Source organism: Bradyrhizobium sp. WSM3983, from assembly GCF_000473045.1.
GTDB lineage: Bacteria > Pseudomonadota > Alphaproteobacteria > Rhizobiales > Xanthobacteraceae > Bradyrhizobium.
Window position 1 is genome coordinate 140,983 of record NZ_AXAY01000023.1, and the last position, 19,192, is coordinate 160,174.

General features: G+C 62.0%; 20 protein-coding genes. 14 read left to right on the forward strand and 6 right to left on the reverse strand.

Annotated elements, in window-relative coordinates:
• The first annotated feature begins 694 nt into the window (after positions 1 to 694).
• Together YUA_RS0127545 and YUA_RS0127550 are read left to right on the forward strand one after the other, a co-directional pair.
• Positions 695 to 976: a hypothetical protein gene (locus tag YUA_RS0127545; protein WP_027533598.1), complete on the forward strand. Its 282-nt coding sequence runs from the start codon at positions 695 to 697 to the stop codon at positions 974 to 976.
• Between the two features lie 23 nt (positions 977 to 999).
• Complete coding sequence (locus YUA_RS0127550; RefSeq protein ID WP_027533599.1) at positions 1,000 to 1,410, forward strand: CidA/LrgA family protein; 411 nt, start codon at positions 1,000 to 1,002, stop codon at positions 1,408 to 1,410.
• A 42-nt stretch (positions 1,411 to 1,452) separates the two neighbouring features.
• On the opposite strand, the gene YUA_RS0127555 is transcribed toward YUA_RS0127550, so the two are convergent.
• Positions 1,453 to 1,785 (reverse strand): sulfite:cytochrome C oxidoreductase subunit b precursor, encoded by a 333-nt coding sequence (locus YUA_RS0127555; RefSeq protein WP_027533600.1) that lies wholly within the window; start codon positions 1,783 to 1,785, stop codon positions 1,453 to 1,455.
• Between the two features lie 10 nt (positions 1,786 to 1,795).
• On the reverse strand, positions 1,796 to 3,037 hold the full coding sequence (locus YUA_RS0127560; protein WP_035971974.1) for a molybdopterin-dependent oxidoreductase: 1,242 nt from the start codon (positions 3,035 to 3,037) through the stop codon (positions 1,796 to 1,798).
• 228 nt (positions 3,038 to 3,265) lie between these two features.
• Between YUA_RS0127560 and YUA_RS0127565 the strand changes: the two genes are divergently transcribed.
• Positions 3,266 to 3,439 carry a hypothetical protein gene (locus YUA_RS0127565; protein ID WP_156947270.1) on the forward strand — a complete coding sequence of 58 codons (174 nt, stop codon included), beginning with the start codon at positions 3,266 to 3,268 and terminating at the stop codon, positions 3,437 to 3,439.
• Positions 3,440 to 3,539: 100 nt separating this feature from the next.
• On the opposite strand, the gene YUA_RS0127570 is transcribed toward YUA_RS0127565, so the two are convergent.
• Together YUA_RS0127570 and YUA_RS0127575 are read right to left on the reverse strand one after the other, a co-directional pair.
• Positions 3,540 to 4,430 carry a LysR family transcriptional regulator gene (locus tag YUA_RS0127570; RefSeq protein WP_027533603.1) on the reverse strand — a complete coding sequence of 297 codons (891 nt, stop codon included), beginning with the start codon at positions 4,428 to 4,430 and terminating at the stop codon, positions 3,540 to 3,542.
• A 2-nt stretch (positions 4,431 to 4,432) separates the two neighbouring features.
• Positions 4,433 to 5,389, reverse strand: coding sequence for a YeiH family protein (locus YUA_RS0127575; RefSeq protein ID WP_027533604.1), 957 nt, complete (start codon positions 5,387 to 5,389; stop codon positions 4,433 to 4,435).
• A 362-nt stretch (positions 5,390 to 5,751) separates the two neighbouring features.
• Between YUA_RS0127575 and YUA_RS0127580 the strand changes: the two genes are divergently transcribed.
• Genes YUA_RS0127580 through YUA_RS0127595 form a run of 4 tightly spaced genes read left to right on the forward strand, consistent with a single transcriptional unit; the run spans position 5,752 to position 9,083 of the window.
• A complete protein-coding gene (locus YUA_RS0127580; protein WP_051383404.1) occupies positions 5,752 to 6,285 on the forward strand; it encodes a DUF305 domain-containing protein in 534 nt (177 codons plus the stop codon).
• A 9-nt stretch (positions 6,286 to 6,294) separates the two neighbouring features.
• Positions 6,295 to 7,749 (forward strand): YncE family protein, encoded by a 1,455-nt coding sequence (locus YUA_RS0127585; RefSeq protein WP_027533606.1) that lies wholly within the window; start codon positions 6,295 to 6,297, stop codon positions 7,747 to 7,749.
• A 39-nt stretch (positions 7,750 to 7,788) separates the two neighbouring features.
• Positions 7,789 to 8,313, forward strand: coding sequence for a sigma-70 family RNA polymerase sigma factor (locus YUA_RS0127590; RefSeq protein WP_027533607.1), 525 nt, complete (start codon positions 7,789 to 7,791; stop codon positions 8,311 to 8,313).
• On the forward strand, positions 8,310 to 9,083 hold the full coding sequence (locus YUA_RS0127595) for an anti-sigma factor (RefSeq protein WP_027533608.1): 774 nt from the start codon (positions 8,310 to 8,312) through the stop codon (positions 9,081 to 9,083). Before YUA_RS0127590 ends, YUA_RS0127595 begins: the two co-directional genes overlap by 4 nt.
• A 58-nt stretch (positions 9,084 to 9,141) precedes the next feature.
• Here the strand turns inward: YUA_RS0127595 and YUA_RS47095 are convergent, their stop codons facing one another.
• Positions 9,142 to 9,957, reverse strand: a complete 816-nt coding sequence (locus YUA_RS47095; RefSeq protein ID WP_051383405.1) for a winged helix-turn-helix domain-containing protein — start codon at positions 9,955 to 9,957, stop codon at positions 9,142 to 9,144.
• 1,052 nt (positions 9,958 to 11,009) lie between these two features.
• On the opposite strand from YUA_RS47095, the gene YUA_RS45205 reads away from it, so the two are divergent.
• From YUA_RS45205 to YUA_RS0127640, 7 genes are all read left to right on the forward strand, one after another.
• The gene (locus tag YUA_RS45205; protein ID WP_084292901.1) at positions 11,010 to 13,346 is read left to right on the forward strand and encodes a PAS domain-containing protein; all 2,337 of its coding nucleotides are present in this window, start codon (positions 11,010 to 11,012) and stop codon (positions 13,344 to 13,346) included.
• Positions 13,343 to 13,999 carry a response regulator transcription factor gene (locus tag YUA_RS0127615; protein ID WP_027533609.1) on the forward strand — a complete coding sequence of 219 codons (657 nt, stop codon included), beginning with the start codon at positions 13,343 to 13,345 and terminating at the stop codon, positions 13,997 to 13,999. Before YUA_RS45205 ends, YUA_RS0127615 begins: the two co-directional genes overlap by 4 nt.
• A gap of 61 nt (positions 14,000 to 14,060) precedes the next feature.
• The gene (locus YUA_RS0127620; protein ID WP_371259915.1) at positions 14,061 to 14,498 is read left to right on the forward strand and encodes a response regulator transcription factor; all 438 of its coding nucleotides are present in this window, start codon (positions 14,061 to 14,063) and stop codon (positions 14,496 to 14,498) included.
• 229 nt (positions 14,499 to 14,727) lie between these two features.
• On the forward strand, positions 14,728 to 14,943 hold the full coding sequence (locus tag YUA_RS0127625; RefSeq protein WP_027533611.1) for a hypothetical protein: 216 nt from the start codon (positions 14,728 to 14,730) through the stop codon (positions 14,941 to 14,943).
• Positions 14,944 to 14,984: 41 nt separating this feature from the next.
• Positions 14,985 to 15,173: a hypothetical protein gene (locus YUA_RS0127630; protein ID WP_156947272.1), complete on the forward strand. Its 189-nt coding sequence runs from the start codon at positions 14,985 to 14,987 to the stop codon at positions 15,171 to 15,173.
• Between the two features lie 648 nt (positions 15,174 to 15,821).
• Complete coding sequence (locus YUA_RS0127635; protein WP_027533613.1) at positions 15,822 to 16,031, forward strand: hypothetical protein; 210 nt, start codon at positions 15,822 to 15,824, stop codon at positions 16,029 to 16,031.
• 221 nt (positions 16,032 to 16,252) lie between these two features.
• Positions 16,253 to 17,263: a bile acid:sodium symporter family protein gene (locus tag YUA_RS0127640; RefSeq protein WP_027533614.1), complete on the forward strand. Its 1,011-nt coding sequence runs from the start codon at positions 16,253 to 16,255 to the stop codon at positions 17,261 to 17,263.
• A 173-nt stretch (positions 17,264 to 17,436) separates the two neighbouring features.
• Here YUA_RS0127640 and YUA_RS0127645 read toward each other — a convergent pair whose 3' ends face one another.
• The gene (locus YUA_RS0127645; protein WP_027533615.1) at positions 17,437 to 19,110 is read right to left on the reverse strand and encodes a DDE-type integrase/transposase/recombinase; all 1,674 of its coding nucleotides are present in this window, start codon (positions 19,108 to 19,110) and stop codon (positions 17,437 to 17,439) included.
• Positions 19,111 to 19,192: the final 82 nt, after the last annotated feature.

The window sequence follows — 19,192 nt, forward strand, 5'->3', positions numbered from 1 at the left end:
CCTTCCGCCGGAAATCAGGAGGGCTGTTGTTGCCAGATGCGGTGCCGATGCGGAGGCCGGTCACTACTTTGCGACTTACGACGCCAACTCGACGGTCGTTCGGCTTGATTATTCGCTGCTCCACTGCCCGACTGCGCCCGAACATTGTGAAGGCTCCAGCTGTATGCAAACGTTCGTTCGCCACGGCGGAAAATATGTGTTGTCCAGCGGCCGTCATTCCTCGCGGCCACATTCGCGGCGGGATCTGGCGTTGCAGTTTCCTCCCACGGAAAATGCGGTCCGGCCCCAATGAAAGCCGATCGATGCTGGAGGTGCGCATAGCAAACAGGGTGCGCCGCAGTCTGCGGCAACACCCCGTATGGCGCTATGCACGCTTCGCGCTTAGTGTGCCGCATCTCGTGATGGACGTAGCCGCCGGCGAACACAGGAGCGGCGCCGCCGGCCCGCTCGAGGCCCATCCGGCCTGCCGCCGTCAAGGCGCCGCCATTCACGTCTGATGTAGGTACTCCCGCCGCGGATCGTGGATCGTTGCGGATCACTCTTTCGGGAAAGCGAAATCGATTGGAGGCGCAGAACGCATCGATGCGAAACTCTGTATTCTTTGTCATGATCGTTCGCGGGATCGTGCTCGGCGCGGAGCGTGTCCGATGCCTAGATTCAGGCACAGGTCACCCCAACACCTGGAGCACCAATCATGAGGCTATTGTCCCTGCTTTGCTTCGCACTTTGTCTCGTCCTCTCCGCCACGACGGCCTTTGCCCGCGGCGGCATGGGATCGATGGGGTCGCACATGGGTGGTGCGCTCGGCACGAACGCCGCGACGCCGGGAACGAATTCCCTGGGAACCGCGCTGCCGTCATCCGGCGACGGCGGCCACGCCATGAAAGGTCCGCTACTCGGCACGAACCCTGGCATCGACAAGGAAGATGCGCAGGTTGAAAAGATGCTGGAAGGATCGATATGCCGCGGATGTTGAAGCCGTGCACGTCGTCAGACAAGATGCTATCCGCTTTCCTCGTTCTATTGGCCTGTGAGCTTGCCGGCGATCTGCTTCGCCAGGTGCTTGCGCTTCCAGTACCTGGACCTGTGATCGGCATGACGATCCTGGCCGCCGCGCTGGTTTTCAAAAGAAAGGCGCCGACGTCCAACTCGCCGGTCATTGTCAGCCTGGAGCAGACGTCCGAAGCGTTGATCCGTCACATGGGACTTCTATTCGTGCCGGCCGGCGTCGGTCTGATTGTAGAGATACAAGTGTTACGGTCGGAATGGATGCCGATTGCCGCAGGCCTGATCGGATCGACGCTCCTGAGCCTCGCCGTCACGGGCCTCGTCATGCACTGGAGCATTCGCCGTCATGCTGCGAGGCCATCGCGAGACACCGTGCAGGGCCTGGGGAGGGGCCGACCCTAGCCGGACCGCCGCCAGTGGGTGCGATCGATCATCTCTGGAGCGCTAGTTCGTTCCCTTCGTGCTGGCGAGATAGTCGACGATCGCTGACACATCGCTTTCGTCGATGGGCGCCTTATAAGCCTTGATCATCTTGTGGACCTCGGCGTCCCAGGCGGACCTGGACAGAGCCGGCTGGTTCAGCACCATGTCCGCGGAGTGACAGGCCAGACAGTTGTTGTTGATGGCATCCGCGTTCGCCCCACCGGGGAATAGCGCGTCGCCCGATGGAAGCTCCACCGTGGTGGATGTGATCGCCGGGGCAAGCTGGTGCCCGTCCGTGGCAGGCATCAGCAGAGCGGCGATTGCTGCGCCCAGAACAACGACAGTGTGTCGCATAAGAACTCTCCTAGATGGCGTTGACATGAGCGGTCTCGACGGAATTGAGCATGAAGCCGCTGGTGTTCCAGTTGGGCGTCGCGGGCTGGGCCTCGCCGTTCAGATTCGTACAGCGAACCTTAAGTGAATGACGGCCCGGCGCGAGCCGGGGGACGGCTACCTGCCAGTGGCGAAAGCTGTACTTTCCGAAGTCATCGCCCAGTGTTGCCGGTTGCCAGGTCTGTCCGTCGTCCATCGACAACTCGACCTTGGCGACGCCGGCATCGCCTCCGAAGGCGATCCCGCGGATCGTTGCAGCTGCGTTCGTCGGAAGCGATGCGCCGTCTGTAATGTTCGTGAAGAAGGACCGCGGCACCATACGGCTGATCGGGACCATCTTCACGCCGGTCTGGCCCGGCGCGATGTTGGCGTGCGGCGTGTCGGGGACGGTATAGGCTGTCGCCATCCAGTAATTCTCGTCAACGCGATCGAGCACCTCGATGTCGTTGAGCATCTTGACCCAATAGGTCGAGTACCATCCTGGTACGATCAGGCGGAGCGGAAAGCCGTTCAGCAGGGGGAGTTGATCACCGTTCATCGCGTAGGCGATCATGACCTCGCCGTCGCGCGCATGATCGATGTCGAGCGACTTGCGGAAATCAGGTGCTTCCGGCACCACGGGCTCGTCCAGCCCGCTGAAGCGGACCTGTATCGCGCCGGACTTGATCCCCGCGCGGTCCAGCACGTCCTTGAGCCGGACGCCCGCCCAGCGCGCATTGCCCATCGCGCCGTGCGCCCACTGCGCGCCCGGGACTCGGGGCGAGAAGAACCCTCGCGAATTGCCCGAGCACTGGTTGACGGCGGCGAGTTCCACGCGAGGCATCTTGAGCAGGTCGCCGATGGACAAGGACAGCACTTGATTGACGTGGCCGCGCACGGCGAGCCTGAAGGCGTCCGCATCCACCGACGTCGGGATCACGGCCCAGTGCCAGCGCACGTAGAACTGGTCGTTCGGCGTGAACACGCCGAGATCGAACACCTCCATCGGCGTTTCCAGCAGCGGCGGGCGGGCGCGCTGCAGGATCATGGGCCCCTTCTGCGGGAAGTCATGCGTCACCTGCCGTTGCTGCGGACCGCTGGCGAACGGAAGGCGCACCGATTGATCTGCCCAGGCCGCTGAGCCGGCGAGCGCCATGCTCGCGGCTCCGATGGTCTTGAGAACGGCGCGGCGGGACAGGGCTTGAAAGCGTTCATCGTTGCGGTATCGCGGCATCGAAATTCACCTGCTGAATTGGATTCACGTCGATGTAGGCCCGGTCATCCTAGGCGAATGTCAGCGAGGGGATCTTCCACCTGCGGGTGGGGTTGCGCCTGGCGAATGCGCGGAAGGTGGCCTGTCGTAAACCGAAAGCGCTCTTGCGCGTGAATTGCACGCCTGTTGCTCGGAGAATGCATCGGGCTGGACGCGTGCGCGAGCGGCGCTCCGAGCAACGAGGCGGTGGTGACGAGCACGGCGATCGCGGGGGAAACGCGGCGGAAACTGATCATTGTGAATCTCCATCTGTTCCGGCAAGCGATGTGTTCGATGTGCTTGCCGCTGTCGAAAGAGGTAGACCGCAACGCGTCAGCAATCCAACGCGATGATCAGGTCGTTCTGATCGTCGGCCACGATTGAATGCGCGCTCGCTGCCGCGCGTCGACAACCCCAAGCTTTGCCGATGAGGCGTCGGTTCAATCATTGCGAAGAAGGGAGTGGGCCGGCGGCGAAGGGCTTCCTAGGTAGCGGCGCTCGCCGCGATACTAGACATCAGTGCGGCCTCGGCCTTGCTCACATGCCGCTCCTTGTGACGCAACGCGTAGAACGAGCGCTTCGCCATCTCGCCTTCCAGCTGAATCAGCCGCTTTGCGGCGATCGCCTTCTCGACCACGAGGTCGGAGATGGCCGCGGCGCACCGGCTCGTTTCGACAGCCGTTCGAATGGCCTCGTTCGATGCGAGCTCGAGCTGTACCGTGAGATCGGCAAGGCGCACACCACGTTTCTTCAGGGCCCGTTCGAACATGGCGCGTGTTCCGGAACCCGGCTCGCGGAGGATCCATGGTGTCGTGGCGATCCAGTCCGCAGGCAGCTTCCTCTGGTTCGCCAGGGGATGTTGCGGGCCAACGACAACGACCAGCGCATCGCCGTCGACTCGGCGGGCCGACAATGCGGCGTCGTCGATATCGCCCTCGATGAAGCCCAGATCGGCCATGCCTTCGCGAACGTCGGTCGCCACCTGTTCCGTGTTGGCGATCTTCACGTCAAGTTCGATGCCGGAATAGGCGGCCTGGAAAGCCAGCAGCCTCGCTGGCAGCCAATAGCTGCCAATGGTCTGGCTCGCGGCGATCACGAGCCGTCCCGCCTTGAGCCCGGCGAAATCCCGCAGGACCTGCTCCGCCGCGTGGGCGCGCGCCAGCACGGAACGGGCTTCTCCGAGAAACGAGCGACCCATATGGGTGAGAACGATGCCGCGGCCGACCCGATCGAACAGCTTGACGCCATAACGGCCTTCGAGCGCGGCGATCGCCGCGCTCGTGGCCGATTGCGTCAGGTTCAATTCGCGGGCGGCTTGCGTCACGTGCTGCTTGTCGGCGACCGCAGCGAAGATCCGGAGCTGTTCGAGCGTCATGGTCACCCCGTGAGCTTGATGAGAGCCAGACTGAAGGTTGCAATGAACAGGAAGGCAAGGGCGCCCAATATAGCCGGGCGCAGGCCCTGCGCGTAGAGCCTCGAGACGTCGGTCTCCAGACCCATGGCGGCGAGCGCGACCGTGAGCAGGAAGGTGGACAGGGTGACCGTCGCACCCCGCACCTCTGCCGGAAGCATGACGACGCTGTTGAAGACAGCAACCGCAACAAAGCCGATCGCGAACCAGGGTAGGGGCGGCCTTGCCGACCTGCCGGAGGTGCCCCGAGGCACGATGCTCAGGGCCAGGACCACCGGCGCCAGCAACATGACCCGGGCAAGCTTGGTCACCGTCGCGATTTCGCCGGCTCGCTGGCTGTTCTGAAAGGAAGCGGCGGCCACCTGCGCGATCTCATGGATGGAGGCCCCGCTCCACAGGCCATAGGCCCCGCCATCGAGGTGCAAAAGGCGGGGGAGCACGGGATAGACGAACATCGCGATCGAACCGAAGATCGTGACGCAGGCAATCGCATACGCGACGTCCTCGTCGGATGCCCCGGTGACGGTGTTGGTCGCGACGACCGCCGAAGCACCACAGATCGAGGTGCCCGCAGCGATCAGTTCGGTGAGCTTCCGGTCGACGTGCAGCACCCGGCCGGCTGCAAGAGTGAACGCGAACGTGGCGACGAGCGTGCCGATGACGATGAGCAGTCCCTTCGCGCCGACCGCCGCAAGCTGGGTCAGCGTGATCTGAAAGCCGAGCAGAACGATCGCGGCCCGAAGCAGACGGCGCATGCTGAAGGCAATCCCCGCAGCGGCGAACGAGGGCGTGCCGACCAGGTTGCGCATCAATATCCCGATCGTGATCGCGAGGATCATCGGGCTGAACGAAGCAATCCCCGGGACGCTGTGAAACCATCTGGCGACGAGCGCGATGGCTCCGGCCAACGCTATTCCGGGGATGATGGCACCGGCGGATTCCATGCGTGCTGCTATGGTCCCGCGCACGCCGAGCTTGATTGGAGAGCGGTTGAAGTCGGTGGCAGAGGTCATTGGCGTCACTCCGTGGTTACGCCAATAGTGGTGGACTACGACAAATTTATCCAACTGATTGAATAACACATGATGATCGATACTATCGATCAATCGGGCCCCGTTCAGGGCACTAACGCTTCTGTGATCGGGTTGAAGACTTTGCCTTAGTCATTGTTTTGGCGCGAGTTTTGAAGGCGCGCCACGCGCGGCCAAAGAAACTTTTGCAAGCCGTTCGGAATAGAACGCACGCTGCTCCGTCAACCTCCCATGCGATCAACACGGGAGTTCAGATGCACCAGCCGTCCCGCAGATTCCTTGCGACATTCACAAGCAGATGTCGTTTTCGAAAACCAGGGCTTGCCACGATCCTGTTGGGTGGCCGGGTCCTCATCGCCTGCGCGATTCCGCCGCTCGCGTTCGCGCATGAAGCCCACCCGGCGGATCCGCCGGCAGGGCTGAGCGCCGAGGAATCCGCGTTCCTGAAGGAGAACGATGTGGCGATGGCCAAGATGATGAACGACATGGCGGCGAAGCCAACCGGTGACATCGATCGCGACTTCGTCGCCATGATGAACCCGCATCATCAGGGTGCCATCGACATGGCGGTGATCGAGCTGCGCTACGGCAAGAACGAGCAGCTTCGGCGCATCGCGCAGGAAATCATCGTGGACCAGATGCAGGAGATCGCCGCGATGAAGCTCGCAATCGGCGAGCCGGCAACCGACACGACGCCCGCGCCGACGCAGCCGCAGGCTCTGCCTGCCGCGCACGACCACCATCATTCGGGCATGCAGATGGACATGTCCGCCGGAATGAAACATTAGGAGCGAAACATGAAAACGTGGAAAACAGCCTTCCTGGCGGCAACGATGCTCGCAACTGGATCCGCCGCATGGGCTGGGCAGGCGCCGGGTGCGCTGTCCTCTCCGGACATCCCGATCAGCCACCATGACCGCATCTACGCGGCAGAGCAGTTCTCGAACACGGTCTCGGTGACCGATCCCGTCGACAACAAGCTGCTCGGCGTGATCCGGCTGGGCGATCCGCAGCCGATCAATTTCAGCCCGCTCTACAAGGGCCAGGTGCTGGTCCACGGCATGGGTTATTCGCCCGATCACCGCACGCTCGCGGTGGTGTCGATCGGCTCGAATTCGGTGACCTTCATCGACACAGCGACCAATGCCGTCAAGCACACAACCTATGTCGGCCGTTCGCCGCATGAGGCGTTCTATACGCCGGATGGCAGGGAGGTGTGGGTCACGGTGCGCGGCGAGAACTATATCTCCGTGATCGATGCGAAGACGTTCGAGGAGAAGACGCGTATCACGACTCCGAGCGGCCCGGGCATGCAGATCTTCTCGCCCGATGGCAAGTACGGCTACATTTGCTCTTCGTTCAATCCGGAAACCGATGTCGTCACGGTCGCCGATCACAAGATCGTCGCCAAGGTGAAGCAGGACAGCCCGTTCTGCCCGAACATCGCCGCGACGCCCGACGGCAAGCAGGTGTGGTTCACGCTCAAGGATGTCGGAAGGACGCAGGTGTTCAACGCCCAGCCCCCGTTCAACCTCATCAGGACGATCGACACCGGCCCGATCACGAACCACGTCAACTTCGCTCACACGGCGAACGGATCGTTCGCCTATGTCACCATCGGCGGCCTCAACGAGGTCAAGGTGTTCCGTACCGATGACTTCTCCCAGGTCGCGACCATCCCGGTCGGAAACCTGCCGCATGGCATCTGGCCGGCAGGCGATGGATCGCGCGTCTATGTCGGCCTCGAGAATGCCGATGCGCTGACCGCGATCGATACCGCGACCAACAAGGTGATTGCGAACATTCCGATCGGTCAGGCTCCGCAGGCGATCGCCTATGTCCCCAACGCCGCGCCCGATCCTGACGACCGCCAGAATCTGCAGCCGCTCGGCGTTGCGGGCCAGGTTGCCCATCTCACCTTGGCATCCAAGGAGCGGACGGGCGATGGCAAGGCGCCGACCAGCGTGTCGCTGTTCGACCAGGGCCTGATCCAGATCCTGCAGGCTTCGGTGACGGGTCTCCAGCCCAAGCAGAAATATGTGCTGGCGCTCGCCGAGCGCGAGGACGGCACGGGTTCGTTGCAGCCGCTCGCAGCCTTCATGACGAACCCGGCGGGATCGGCTATCGTCAACGCCGCCGGCCCGATCCGCCAGATCGTCGACCAAGGCGCAAGAGCCGACAGGCGATACCTCGTGATCGCATCCGGCGAAGCGGCCAAGCCCGGCGAGACGGTTCAGGTTGAGGCCCGTTGACGTCAGCTGCAGCGAGAAGGAACTCAGCCGGAGGGCGCCATGAAGGATATGTTGGCTCAGGTCGAGCCGCTGATTCCCGCCCTCCGCCGCTATGCGCGCGCGCTCATGCGCAACCGCGCAAACGCCGACGATCTGGTGCAGGACTGCCTGGAGCGCGCCGTCAGCCGCTGGCATCAGAGGCGCGACGGCAACGTGCGCTCCTGGCTGTTCGCGATCCTGCACAACCTCGCCACCGATCGATTCCGTCAGGCGTCATCGCGCGGCAGGCACGTGTCGATCGAGGAGGCGGGTGAGGGCGAGTTTCAGGGGGGAGCCGTTCAGGAGCATCGGCTGATGTATCTGGATGTACTAGACAAGCTTGCGAAGCTACCGGAGGAGCAGCGGGCCGTGCTGCTGCTGGTTGCAGTCGAGGATCTCTCTTATGCGGATGCCGCGAAAGTATTGAACATTCCGATCGGCACGGTGATGTCGCGCCTGTCGCGGGCACGCGAAAGGTTGCAGCAGGAGCTCGACGGCGTCGCCGGGGCGCAAGGGAATGTGGTGATATTGCGGAGGCAGACATGAACAATCGACCGATTACCGAAGACGATCTCCACGCCTATGTGGATGATGTCCTCGAGCCGGAGCGTCGAGCGGAAGTGGGCTCCTACCTCGCCGATCATCCGGATGTCGCCAAGCGCGTCGCCGGCTTGGCCGACCAGCGGGAGCTGCTTCGGGCGGCGCTGGCGCCAATCGCCGACGAGCCGCTGCCACCCGAGCTCAACCTCTCGCGCATGATCGAGGGACGGAGGCGTCGTTCCCATCCGGCCTGGTGGACGATCGCGGCCATGCTGCTGCTCAGCGTGGGCGGATTTGGTGGCTGGGTGGCGCGCGGCTCGCTGGGGATGTCACCCAGCGGCCTGGCGGCTCTCGCGCAGGAAGCCACCTATTCCTACAATGTCTACGCACCGGATCGGACCCGCCCGGTCGAGGTGCGGGCCTCGGACACCGCTCAGCTCGTCCAATGGATCTCCGGCCGGCTCAACCGGCCCGTCAATGTGCCGGACCTGGCGAACTCAGGTTACCGTCTGATGGGTGGACGGCTGGTTGCGACCCAGCACGGACCAGCGGCGATGTTCATGTATGATGACGACCATGGCAGCCGGGTTGTGGTGCTGACACGGCCGATGAGCAATGCAGACCAGAACGCGCCAATGACAGCACATGCGGACGGCGGCGCCACCGGGTTTGCCTGGGCAGATAACGGAATCGGCTACAGCGTCGTCGGCGAGGCGCCGGCGGAATCCCTTAGGCCGGTCGCGAACGAGGTCCGCAGACAGGCGCGCGCGATCTAATGTCAGCGCGGGCCGGCGTCATTGCCGAGCCGTTGCGTTGCGTGCAAGGCTGCATGGGTCACCGCAGCAAAAATCGGTCCAGCGCGCCCGTCGTCTTTCCTGATGCCACGTTTGGCATTGGTTCGGCACTCGCCGGCCTTGAGGCCCGCGGGACGGGCGGTGGACTCAGGATGAAGCCGGCGCCGCGGACGTTGCAAATGAGAGGAAACTCGTTGGAGCCATCGACCTTGCGACGCAGCTTGCTCATATGGACGTCGACGAGGTTGCTCTCGGGCACGAACTTGTAGTGCCACACCTCCTTGAGAAGGATCGCCCGCGTCAGTAACACATCGCTGCGTTCCATCATGTACTTCAACAACTGAAACTCGCGCGGTCTCAAATCAACTCGGCGGCCGTCACGTGTCGCGGTTCGGTCCAGAAGATCGAGCTCAAGTGGTCCCACGCGCAACACGGTATGGGCCGGTGTCGCCGGAGGTCGTGCCATGTGCTCAATACTCGCGATCAATTCGACGATTGCGAGTGGCCGTTTGGCGCGATCGTCGCTTCGCAGCCGGGAGCCTCCCAACCTTTCAGCCGCTTTCTCGACCTTGGTCGACAACAGGGCGTGGAGATCGTCTCCTCCGGATGCGAAGTCGGACGGCAGCTCTCCAGGTGTATCGGCAAGCAGAAAGCGCACCAATACCGGAATCCCGTCGATATCGGCGAGTAGCTCCGCATGCGCGCGCTGTGGTTTCGGCTGATGCCCCGTGCTTGCGTCAGCATCGCGATGCTGGCCGCATCTGGCCGATCGGCTCGGCATGTGCGCCAACCTCGGCTGCATCCTTGGGGCATCGTCGACGAAAGTCTGCTCGGCCCAGCGCAGGTTGCTGCTCATGTGAGGAGTGCTCATGTGATGTTCTTTCGTTGCCGGGCTGCTTTGACCGGTCAATCTTCAATGATGTTCGTATGGTCAGGTCTTCGATTGAGTCGAGGCTCGATATCGCTCCTCACCGGGGCGCGGCGGACGAGCGCGGTTCGTCCGCCTTAGAGATCCAGAATAGCCAACTGCGGTCCATGTTCCGGCGCGCCGCGAACCGCTCGACGCATTTCTTCGAACAGAGCGGCGTTCGCCAGGAATAATGGCGGATGAGCCCAAACGGTCGCTCGCAAATCGCACAATGCGTGGCAGTGCCGTTACGATGGCATCGAAAATGTTGTGCATCCTGCTCTCCTTTGATTCGCGTGAGATCGTTGCCTTCCTGCATTTGCCGTCCCGATCCTCATTGGGCTGGCCAATAGTCAGGAAGACTACGAGGATGAAAGCCGTGCCTCTATCGTACCGAGGTAAAGTCCGGTGAGGAAAAGGATCAGCAACTCTATACCCAGGGATATGATGCTCGTCTCTTGACCGCCATCGCTTGGCAGCACGGCCCAGCGCCTGTCCCGCGGAAGAGCACGCCCCGGTCGCCTGTCGTGCAGATCGGACGCGCTCGGAAGACGGGAAAGCCGCGGTGGGCCGACGGGAGCCGGAGGGACAAAGACGCGGACGGAATCGCATCGAGAGTGGGGATGTGTCGACGCGAAACCGTCCGCGAGGTCGAGCAAACAGTGCGTCAGGGAGGAGAACGCGACCGCACTGTTCGATGCAAGAAGCTAATTCTCGTCGGTCATCGCTACAATTAAATGGAGGTTTAGCTGTCTTGGCCTGAGTTTCGGTCGACCGGTAGGCGCGGATGTCCGGACGCGAGCTATCAGGCCCGACCCTGATCCGGCACCTTCGGAATCCTCGTGCGATTACGCTCAAATTGCCCGGACGGTTCTTCGAAAATGCTCTAATCTTGTCCGCCAGGACGCTTGGGGTCATGTGGCGAACTTCCCGACCACGGATCCGGTGCGACGCGTCTTCTGCAACATGCTGTCTCATCACCTCAAACAGGGTTAAGCAGGATGGCAAAATCCGGTGTTCTCGATGGGCGATCCGAGCCGGTCGCGAGCTTGTATGCTTTGGCGGTCGTATCCGTCGCAGCTGCAATCATTGCAGCGGATCTGCTGACACGTCTGCTGAATGCGGAAGCCATAGCATCCGCTTTGCTTTGCGCAATCGTTTTCGCCGCATGGATGGGTGGTTTCGGCCCCGCGTTGTTGACGATCGCGCTCGCCCTCCTGGCCTTTCACTATTATCTTGCTCCGCCGAGCAACTCGTTCGTCTGGAAGCAGGATCTGACAGTACTAACGGTGCCCGGAGAGGGGCCGCGTCTTGCTCTGTTCTTCCTGACGTCCATCGCTGTTGCGTTTTTGATTGCGGCTCAAAGGAAAGCAACGAAAGACCTTCGACGATCAAGCAACGACCTGCGCATGGCTATTGAGGAGAAAAGCCGCACCGAGGCCGCGCTGCGACGCAGCGAGGCCTACTTGGCCGAAGCCCAGCGTTTGAGCCAGACCAGCAGCTGGGCCTGGGACGTACGTCGTCGAGAGTTCGTGTACCGGTCCCTGGAAGTGTACAATCTGTTTGGGATCGATCCGAAGGCCGACACCATATCACCGCAACCCTTTCATGGTCACATCGTCCCGGAAGACAGAGATCGTGTCATCGAGATTACGCAGCGAGCGGTCCGGGAAAAAGCTGATCTCGAAGTCCATTTTCGTATCGCGCTCCCTGACGGATCGATCAGATACGTCCATTCCGTGGGACATCCGTTCTTGAATGCGGACGGTGAAGTGGTGGAAATGGTCGGCACCCATATCGATGTCACCGAGCAGCATCTCGCAAACGAGAAACTCAAAAAAGCCTTCGACGATATCAAGAGATCGGAGGACCGGCTTCGGCTGGTCGTTGACACGATCCCGGCGCTCGTCTGGCGCGCGAGCCCGGAAGGGATTCCCGACTTCCTCAATCAACCCGCGCTCGACTACACCGGCCTTACCCTGGATCAGGCGGAGACCGGCTGGCCTCGCGCCTTTCATCCTGAAGACAAGAAGGGTATGTTGCAGAAGTGGAGCGCAATACGTGCGTCAGGCATGCCTGGAGAGCTCGAAGCCCGGCTGAGGCGCTTCGATGACGAATATCGGTGGTTCCTTTTTCGCGCCGAGCCGCTGCACGACGAGGCCGGCAACGTTCTCAAATGGTATGGTTCGTCCACCGATATCGAGGATCGCAAGCGAGCCGAGGAGGAATTGCGTCGAAGTGAATCCAAGCTGGTCGAAGCACAGCGTGTAAGCCGGACCGGCAGCTTCTTCTGGAACGTGCCGACGGGTGAGAGGGTCGGATCGCGGGAGTTCTTCAGGATCCTGGGATTTGATGATCCCCATTCGGTGATTTTCGACATGGTTCTTCAACGCGCTCACCCGGAAGATCGTGCACTCGTGAAAGGCGCGATCGAGCGCGCATTTTGCAACGGCGAGGATCTCGACTACGAACATCGACTGCTGATGCCGAACGGATCAATCAAGTATGTCCACGTCGTCGCTCACGCGGACAAGAATCATGCGGGCCAGCTTGAATATGTCGGGGCGGTGGTCGATGAGACTGCGACCAAGGAGGCCGAGGCGAAGCTTCAGATGGCGCAGGCCGAACTCGCACGGGTGTCGCGCGTAACGACGCTGGGGGAAATGACGGCCTCGATATCGCACGAGGTGAATCAGCCTCTCGCGGCGGTCGTCAATGCCGCCGGCGCCTGCCTGCGGTGGCTCGATGGCAGCCCCCCGAACCTGGACGAAGCACGAAAGGCCGTGGCGTGGATTACAAAGGAAGGGAACAGGGCTGCTGAGGTCATCAGACGCATCCGTGCGCTGGCAAAGAATGCCGAAACGCAAAAGGAGCTGCTCGATCTCAACGGCATCGTCGACGAGGTGATGGCATTGGTTCAGCGCGAATTGGCGACACGCGAGGTGCGTTGGCGGCTGGACTTGGCGCCTGCTCTTCCCAATGTTCTGGCCGACCGGGTTCAACTTCAGCAGGTGATCATCAACCTGGTCATGAACGGCGTCGAAGCCATGCAGCCTATTGCGGATAGACCGCACGAACTCGTTGTCAGGTCCGGCCGCGATGGGGCCCAGCGCGTAGTCGTGGATGTCGTGGATTCGGGCACCGGCATATCTGCCGACAATGCCGAACGGCTGTTCAATGCGTTCTTCACAACGAAAACCGGTGGAATGGGCATTGGGCTTTCGATCTGCCGCTCGATCATCGAAGCCCATGGCGGACGGCTGTCGGCCGCCAACAACGCCGGTCCGGGAGCGAGCTTTCGATTCACCTTGCCGTCATATCAAGAGGAAGCCGCGTGACAGTCAGCTCGAAACCGCAGCGCGAAACAACGCCGGATCGTGTCGTCTTCGTCGTCGATGACGATGTGGCGATGCGTGAGACACTGAGCAGCCTTTTCCGATCCGTAGGCTTGCGGGTGGAATTGTTCGGATCGACCCGTGAATTTGCGCAGCGCGAGAAGCCCGACGCAGCGAGTTGCCTGGTGCTGGATATCCGGCTTCCCGGGCCGAGCGGCCTCGATTTCCAGGCTGAGTTGGCAAAGGCCGACATTCACATCCCGATCATCTTCATGACGGGGCACGGCGACATTCCGATGTCGGTTCAGGCCATGAAGGCCGGCGCGATCGATTTCCTGACCAAGCCGTTTCGCGACCAGGAGATGCTGGATGCCGTCGTCAGAGCGCTTGAGCGCGATCAGAAGCGCCGCGAAGGCGCCAAGGCCGTTGGGGAAATTCGGGGGCGGCTCGATTCCCTGACAGCACGTGAACGGGAGGTGATGGGCTTCGTCGTCGATGGTTTGATGAACAAGCAAATCGCAGCAAAGCTTGGGGTTTCCGAGATCACGGTGAAAGTCCATCGTGTCAATATGATGCGGAAAATGAGAGCCCGGTCGGTCGTTGAGCTGGTTGGAATGGCGGACTCGCTCGGGATCAGAAGTCCCAAGATACTTTAGATTCGAAGCGACATCATATACCCGGGTATCGTTTTCAGACCTCTATCCCCGGTGCATCGTCGTGGGGTACCGGTGCCGCTTCAGTCCAATCCCGCACCGAGGAAAGATCGCTTTGTCGAAGCGTCCCCTTGTTGCAATCATTGACGATGATGAATCGGTGCGGGTCACGACCGACAGCCTCGTGCGGTCGCTTGGAAGCGCCGTGCAGACATTCTCATCCGCCGAGGAGTTCCTGAGGTCGGACCGCATCGACGACTTCGCGTGTGTCATCACGGACGTTCAGATGCCAGGCATGAGCGGCGTCCATTTGCAGGATCATCTGCGCGCCCAGGGGAGCCGCGTTCCCTTCATTTTCTTCACGGCCTTCCCGGACGAGAGGATCCGCGCGCAGGCGCTTGCGGCTGGAGCGATTTGCTACCTGACCAAGCCGTGCGACGCGGAGGGGCTCATTCGATGCTTCGAGGCCGCGCTCAAATCGGATCAGGGGCCGGGTGCTTGATACCGAGCTGTCCCTGCCGGGCGTGAGCGGTCGGGCATGACGATACCCGGGTATGATGTGCCCTTCTAAAGAGCTTAGCCAATCGAGACGACGGTGGAATGGAGCGTGGCTTTGCGCGCGGTATTCTGGATCGCATCGATCGGATCCCGAGAGCAACGCAGTGATCCGGAAGGGGCCGGGCGCCTGTGCCGCGGCCGTTGTTTCACTCGTTCGGAAAATCTAGGTGACCATGCTCGTTACACTTGTCGCTATCCTCTGCAATGGCCCGTTGTGCCTGGAGAAGGTCGTCACCAACAACGAGCAGTCCGGCATCACGATGGCTGCATGCCAAGTGAATGGTCAGATCGGAATAGCCGACTGGCTGGCCAACGGCCCGTACCACGAGTGGACGTTGAAGGCTTACAAGTGTGTGCTCGGAAAATACACGCCGAAGCAGGATGCCTGATGCCGGTCAAGCGGTCTGACGATGTCATCGTGGAGACGAATATGTTGAGCGAGCCGTATCTGAAGACAGCGTCCACTCTGGCCCGTGTCGCTCGCGAGATGGCCGACCAGACGATCGCAGATCGGCTTAGGGCGCTTGCCGAGCACTACGAGCGGCAGGCCGATCGCGCGTCGGTGATGGATTCGGCCGGTGCCTCGGGCCGGCCCTCCGTCGCGGCCAAGGCCGGCTGAGAGGCAGTCTGGGCCGTGCGCCGAGGCTGTTTCATTGCGCTCGAACCTGTGCGGTTCGCGACTGTCTGATCGCAGAAGATCACACACCCTCAACAAGAAGTTAGCGGGCCGGGGCGTGCAGAACGCTAGTTATCTCCCATCTAGGATGAGAGAGGACAAAACATGATGACCACGAAACTATTGATCGCCGCGTTCATGAGTGCAGGGCTGGCGAGCTCAGCGCTTGCCGGCCAGACAAGGACGTACGAAAATCTGACGTACGATGTTTCGACGATGCAAGCGGAGACCTATGGCAGGTCTGGACCGTCGGCAACGCAATCCAGCACCTATGGGGCATCCGGAACGTCCGTCGGAACGGTGACCGCTCCATCGATAGGATCCTACAACTGGCCGTCGGTTGGCGTGACCAGTGCGGTGCCGTCTTGGAGCAATACAAATCCGCCGCTTCGCAAGTGAAGGGCCTCCCCACGCAATCTTCCCGCGATCGATCGCATAGCATGTACGGGCATTGGGCGCGCGTGCGCAGGTCCCCGTCCGGGACCAGGCGGCATGGCGTTGACTGAACGCGGATTTAATCGTGATCCGGGAGCGAGCGACTACTTTCCCATTGCTTGATCCGAGCCGGAAGCAGCCCTGGGAGTCTTGGCAATGTGCTCTTTTCATCAATTCAGCTCTTTCGCCGCCTCGCGCGGCGAAGGGCTTCATCCGAAGCTGCACGCACTGCTCGAACGGGCGACGGCATCGCCGGTCTCGGTGCTCTCGATGCGCCATGATGGCCTGGTTCAGGCCGGACCTGATCCGGATGCGAAAACTGCGTTGCTGCGCGCCAACGTGGTTCTGCTCCGGGTGACTAAATAGAGTTTTAGTGGGTGACGGGTTGGCCGCGTCCTACTTCTGGATTGTCAGGACAATTACAGGAGAAGACCATGACCTCCACTACATCGGCATCTGTAGTCGCGATCGATCACGACCGATGGATCAGTTGTTCTCACTGGGGGATGTTTCCGCTGCGTCGCAAGGTGCGCTGACGTAGCGACCGGGCCGGATCGATTCCCGGCTCTGGCGAACGGATCCTCAGCATGTCCCGGCCCAAATTTCTGCCTGAGAACTTCACCCTGGCGCTGATCGCTACCGTCATCGCGGCAAGCGAGCTGCCATGCCGCGGGACAGCGGCGCTGGTGGTGGACCACCTCACCGATTTCGCGATTGCCTTGCTGTTCTTCCTGCATGGCGCAAAGCTGTCGCGGCAGGCCGTGATCACCGCAGCGGGTCATTGGCGGCTGCACGTACTGGTGTTGCTCACGACATTTGTGCTGTTTCCGCTGTTCGGCCTGGCGTTCCGGCCGATCCTGTCGCCGCTGGTGACGCCGACGCTCTACGCCGGCATCTTGTTCCTTTGTACCCTGCCGTCCACGGTCCAATCCTCGATCGCCTTCACCGCCATCGCCAAGGGCAACGTTCCGGCGGCGATCTGCAGTGCGTCGGCGTCGAGCATCATCGGTATTTTCGTCACGCCGCTCGTTGCGGGTCTCGTGCTTTCGAATCATGGGGGCGGGGCCTCGGGCTGGGATGCCATTGGACAGATCACGTTGCAGCTATTTGTGCCGTTTGTCTGCGGGCAGCTGCTCCAGCCGCTAATTGGCGGATGGATCGGACGTCACGAAGGCGTGGTTGGCGCGGTCGACCAGGGCTCGATCCTGCTCATCGTCTATTCCGCCTTCAGCGCGGCGGTCAGCGAAGGCCTGTGGCATCAGGTGCCACCGTCCGCACTCGCGGGGCTGGTTGTTGCCGACGGCATTCTTCTCGCTGCCGCGCTCGTCACCACCGGATTCGTCAGCAGATGGCTGGGCTTCGCGCCCGCCGATCGTGTGGCGATCATCTTCTGCGGCTCGAAAAAGAGCCTGTCCCAGGGGGTTACCATGGCCAAGGTAATCTTTGCGTCCCACGCGGTGGGGGCGGTGATCCTCCCGCTCATGGTCTTCCATCAGATCCAACTGATGGTCTGCGCGGCCCTGGCGCAGCGGTGGGGTCGTCGTCAGGAGCTTCCCACAGGGTCTTCAGCCGGCCCGAAATCGCTCGTGGCACGCTGACGAAGGTGTGCCCTTTGCAGGAGTCAGGCGTCGGCCGACGCGCGATTGTCTTGAATGGAATCGGGCAAATCGGAAAAAGGGCGCCAACCGGCGGCCCGTGGATTGAGGAACTTGAACTATGGAGTGTGTTTCGGCCTCGAACATTGACCCCCGTATTGCCGCATCAGCAACTGTTACCCTGATGGCACGGATGCGAGGTCGACTGATCGGCCGCGCCAGGTAGCTTTCCCGGCTTGCTCGACGAGAGGGGCTGTGGGCGGGTCGGGCCCTACATAGCCCGAGCCGTCCACAACCCCGGGCGATGGAGCGGCGGTCGGGGCATCCGCAAGCGGCCGCTCCGCGACCAACTGCTCGGCCGTCTTTTGTCTAAGCGCCCTTAGCAGGCGCTGCACGATCGAATGCTGTCTCGCCCCGAACTCCTCGGGGTGAGTCTCGCTCAGCCGACCGACGATTGCGAGCGCCGTCAGTTGCGGCTGCTCCGCGAGCCAGCCCTCGACAGCAGCAATATGCGGGTCGAGCTTGGACGGCATGCGAACCCTGGTTTTATAGGGCCGACGAGTCCGCCGGTGCGTGGCACGCGGCTCGCCGGCGGTCACCCTCTTGCCGAGCGTCTTCGCGAACGTCGCCGCGGTCACCGGCGCGTTGCTCGTGTGAACGGATTGCAGGCCACGCGCCTGTCCGGCACGACGATCGACGCGATTGCCGAGTTCGTCCTGGGTTGCGCGAATCTCGGCCAACAGCGCGACCGGATCGAGCGAGCGATACTGATCGCGCAGCCGTTTCTTCACGGCGGCGGTCACCTTGGGATGCGCTAATGCACGCTCGTAGGGCGTCGATGGGGGATGATAGCGCTTGATCACTTTAGCCCCTTCGCGACGCTTCTCCTTCAGCTTGAACGACGGCTGGAAAAAGTTGACGTAGAGCCGCGCGGCCGCATAGAGGCGGCCCATCACGCGCGCCGTCTCGACGCCATCGAAGCGGCCATAGCCCATGAGGCGGCGGACGACGGCACCATTCTTCTGCTCGACGAATGCTTGATCGTTCTTCTTGTACGCGCGCGAGCGCGTCACTTCGAGCTTCTGTTCGCGACACCATGGCACGACGACATCGTTCATGAAGGCGCTGTCGTTGTCGAAGTCAACGCCGCGCAACAACCAGGGGAACAGGCTCTGTGCGCGGTTGATCGCCTCGACGACCAGCGAACCCTCCCGCGTCAGCAACGGCAGGCACTCCGTCCAGCCAGTGGCGATATCGACCATCGTCAGGGTCTGGATGAACGAGCCGGCCACCGACGTGCCGCCATGGGCGACCATGTCGACCTCGCAGAAGCCGGGCACCGGGCTGTTCCAGTCATTGAACGTGCGGATCGGGACCTCGCGCCGGATTGCCGAATAGAATCCGGCACGGCGCCGCCTGCCGCCGCTCGCCGCAATCTTCACATCGACGAGCAGGCGATCAATGGTGGCGGCGCTGATGGCCAGAACACGATCACGGTCCGCCTGGCCAAGCCGCAATCGGCCATGTTGCTCGAGCGCCGGCAGCAAGGTCGGGACCATCACCTTGAGCCGCTTGCCGCACACCCGATCCGACGCCTCCCACAGCGCCGTCATCGCGTCCTTGATCGTCGTACCATATCTACGTTTACGCTCTTGCGGTTTCTCGGCCTCGCTGGGCCCAACCGTCGTGCGCCGCCGGAGTATGCGCACCGCATGCTTACGATGCCAGCCCGTCGTCGCGCACAGCGCGTCGAGGATCCGTCCCTTTTCCGCCCGCTTGGCCGACTGGTATTGCTCCGTCACCGCTGACACCACTTCGCGCCGCGCGCCCATGCTGATCTTTCCCGCCATAGTGGCCACCGAACCAATTCGGTGGCACCGACCCAATCATGGGCGAGAAGTTTTCCAGTAACATTTTGAATGAGGCAATGCG

What these genes read in the sequence shown, in the direction of transcription:
- YUA_RS0127545 (WP_027533598.1), top strand. Translation starts at nt 695, where the DNA reads ATGAGGCTATTGTCCCTGCTTTGCTTCGCACTTTGTCTCGTCCTCTCC.
- YUA_RS0127550 (WP_027533599.1), top strand. Translation starts at nt 1,000, where the DNA reads ATGCTATCCGCTTTCCTCGTTCTATTGGCCTGTGAGCTTGCCGGCGAT.
- YUA_RS0127555 (WP_027533600.1), bottom strand. Translation starts at nt 1,785, where the DNA reads ATGCGACACACTGTCGTTGTTCTGGGCGCAGCAATCGCCGCTCTGCTG.
- YUA_RS0127560 (WP_035971974.1), bottom strand. Translation starts at nt 3,037, where the DNA reads ATGCCGCGATACCGCAACGATGAACGCTTTCAAGCCCTGTCCCGCCGC.
- YUA_RS0127570 (WP_027533603.1), bottom strand. Translation starts at nt 4,430, where the DNA reads ATGACGCTCGAACAGCTCCGGATCTTCGCTGCGGTCGCCGACAAGCAG.
- YUA_RS0127580 (WP_051383404.1), top strand. Translation starts at nt 5,752, where the DNA reads ATGCACCAGCCGTCCCGCAGATTCCTTGCGACATTCACAAGCAGATGT.
- YUA_RS0127585 (WP_027533606.1), top strand. Translation starts at nt 6,295, where the DNA reads ATGAAAACGTGGAAAACAGCCTTCCTGGCGGCAACGATGCTCGCAACT.
- YUA_RS0127590 (WP_027533607.1), top strand. Translation starts at nt 7,789, where the DNA reads ATGAAGGATATGTTGGCTCAGGTCGAGCCGCTGATTCCCGCCCTCCGC.
- YUA_RS0127595 (WP_027533608.1), top strand. Translation starts at nt 8,310, where the DNA reads ATGAACAATCGACCGATTACCGAAGACGATCTCCACGCCTATGTGGAT.
- YUA_RS47095 (WP_051383405.1), bottom strand. Translation starts at nt 9,957, where the DNA reads ATGAGCAGCAACCTGCGCTGGGCCGAGCAGACTTTCGTCGACGATGCC.
- YUA_RS45205 (WP_084292901.1), top strand. Translation starts at nt 11,010, where the DNA reads ATGGCAAAATCCGGTGTTCTCGATGGGCGATCCGAGCCGGTCGCGAGC.
- YUA_RS0127625 (WP_027533611.1), top strand. Translation starts at nt 14,728, where the DNA reads ATGCTCGTTACACTTGTCGCTATCCTCTGCAATGGCCCGTTGTGCCTG.
- YUA_RS0127630 (WP_156947272.1), top strand. Translation starts at nt 14,985, where the DNA reads ATGTTGAGCGAGCCGTATCTGAAGACAGCGTCCACTCTGGCCCGTGTC.
- YUA_RS0127635 (WP_027533613.1), top strand. Translation starts at nt 15,822, where the DNA reads ATGTGCTCTTTTCATCAATTCAGCTCTTTCGCCGCCTCGCGCGGCGAA.
- YUA_RS0127640 (WP_027533614.1), top strand. Translation starts at nt 16,253, where the DNA reads ATGTCCCGGCCCAAATTTCTGCCTGAGAACTTCACCCTGGCGCTGATC.
- YUA_RS0127645 (WP_027533615.1), bottom strand. Translation starts at nt 19,110, where the DNA reads ATGGCGGGAAAGATCAGCATGGGCGCGCGGCGCGAAGTGGTGTCAGCG.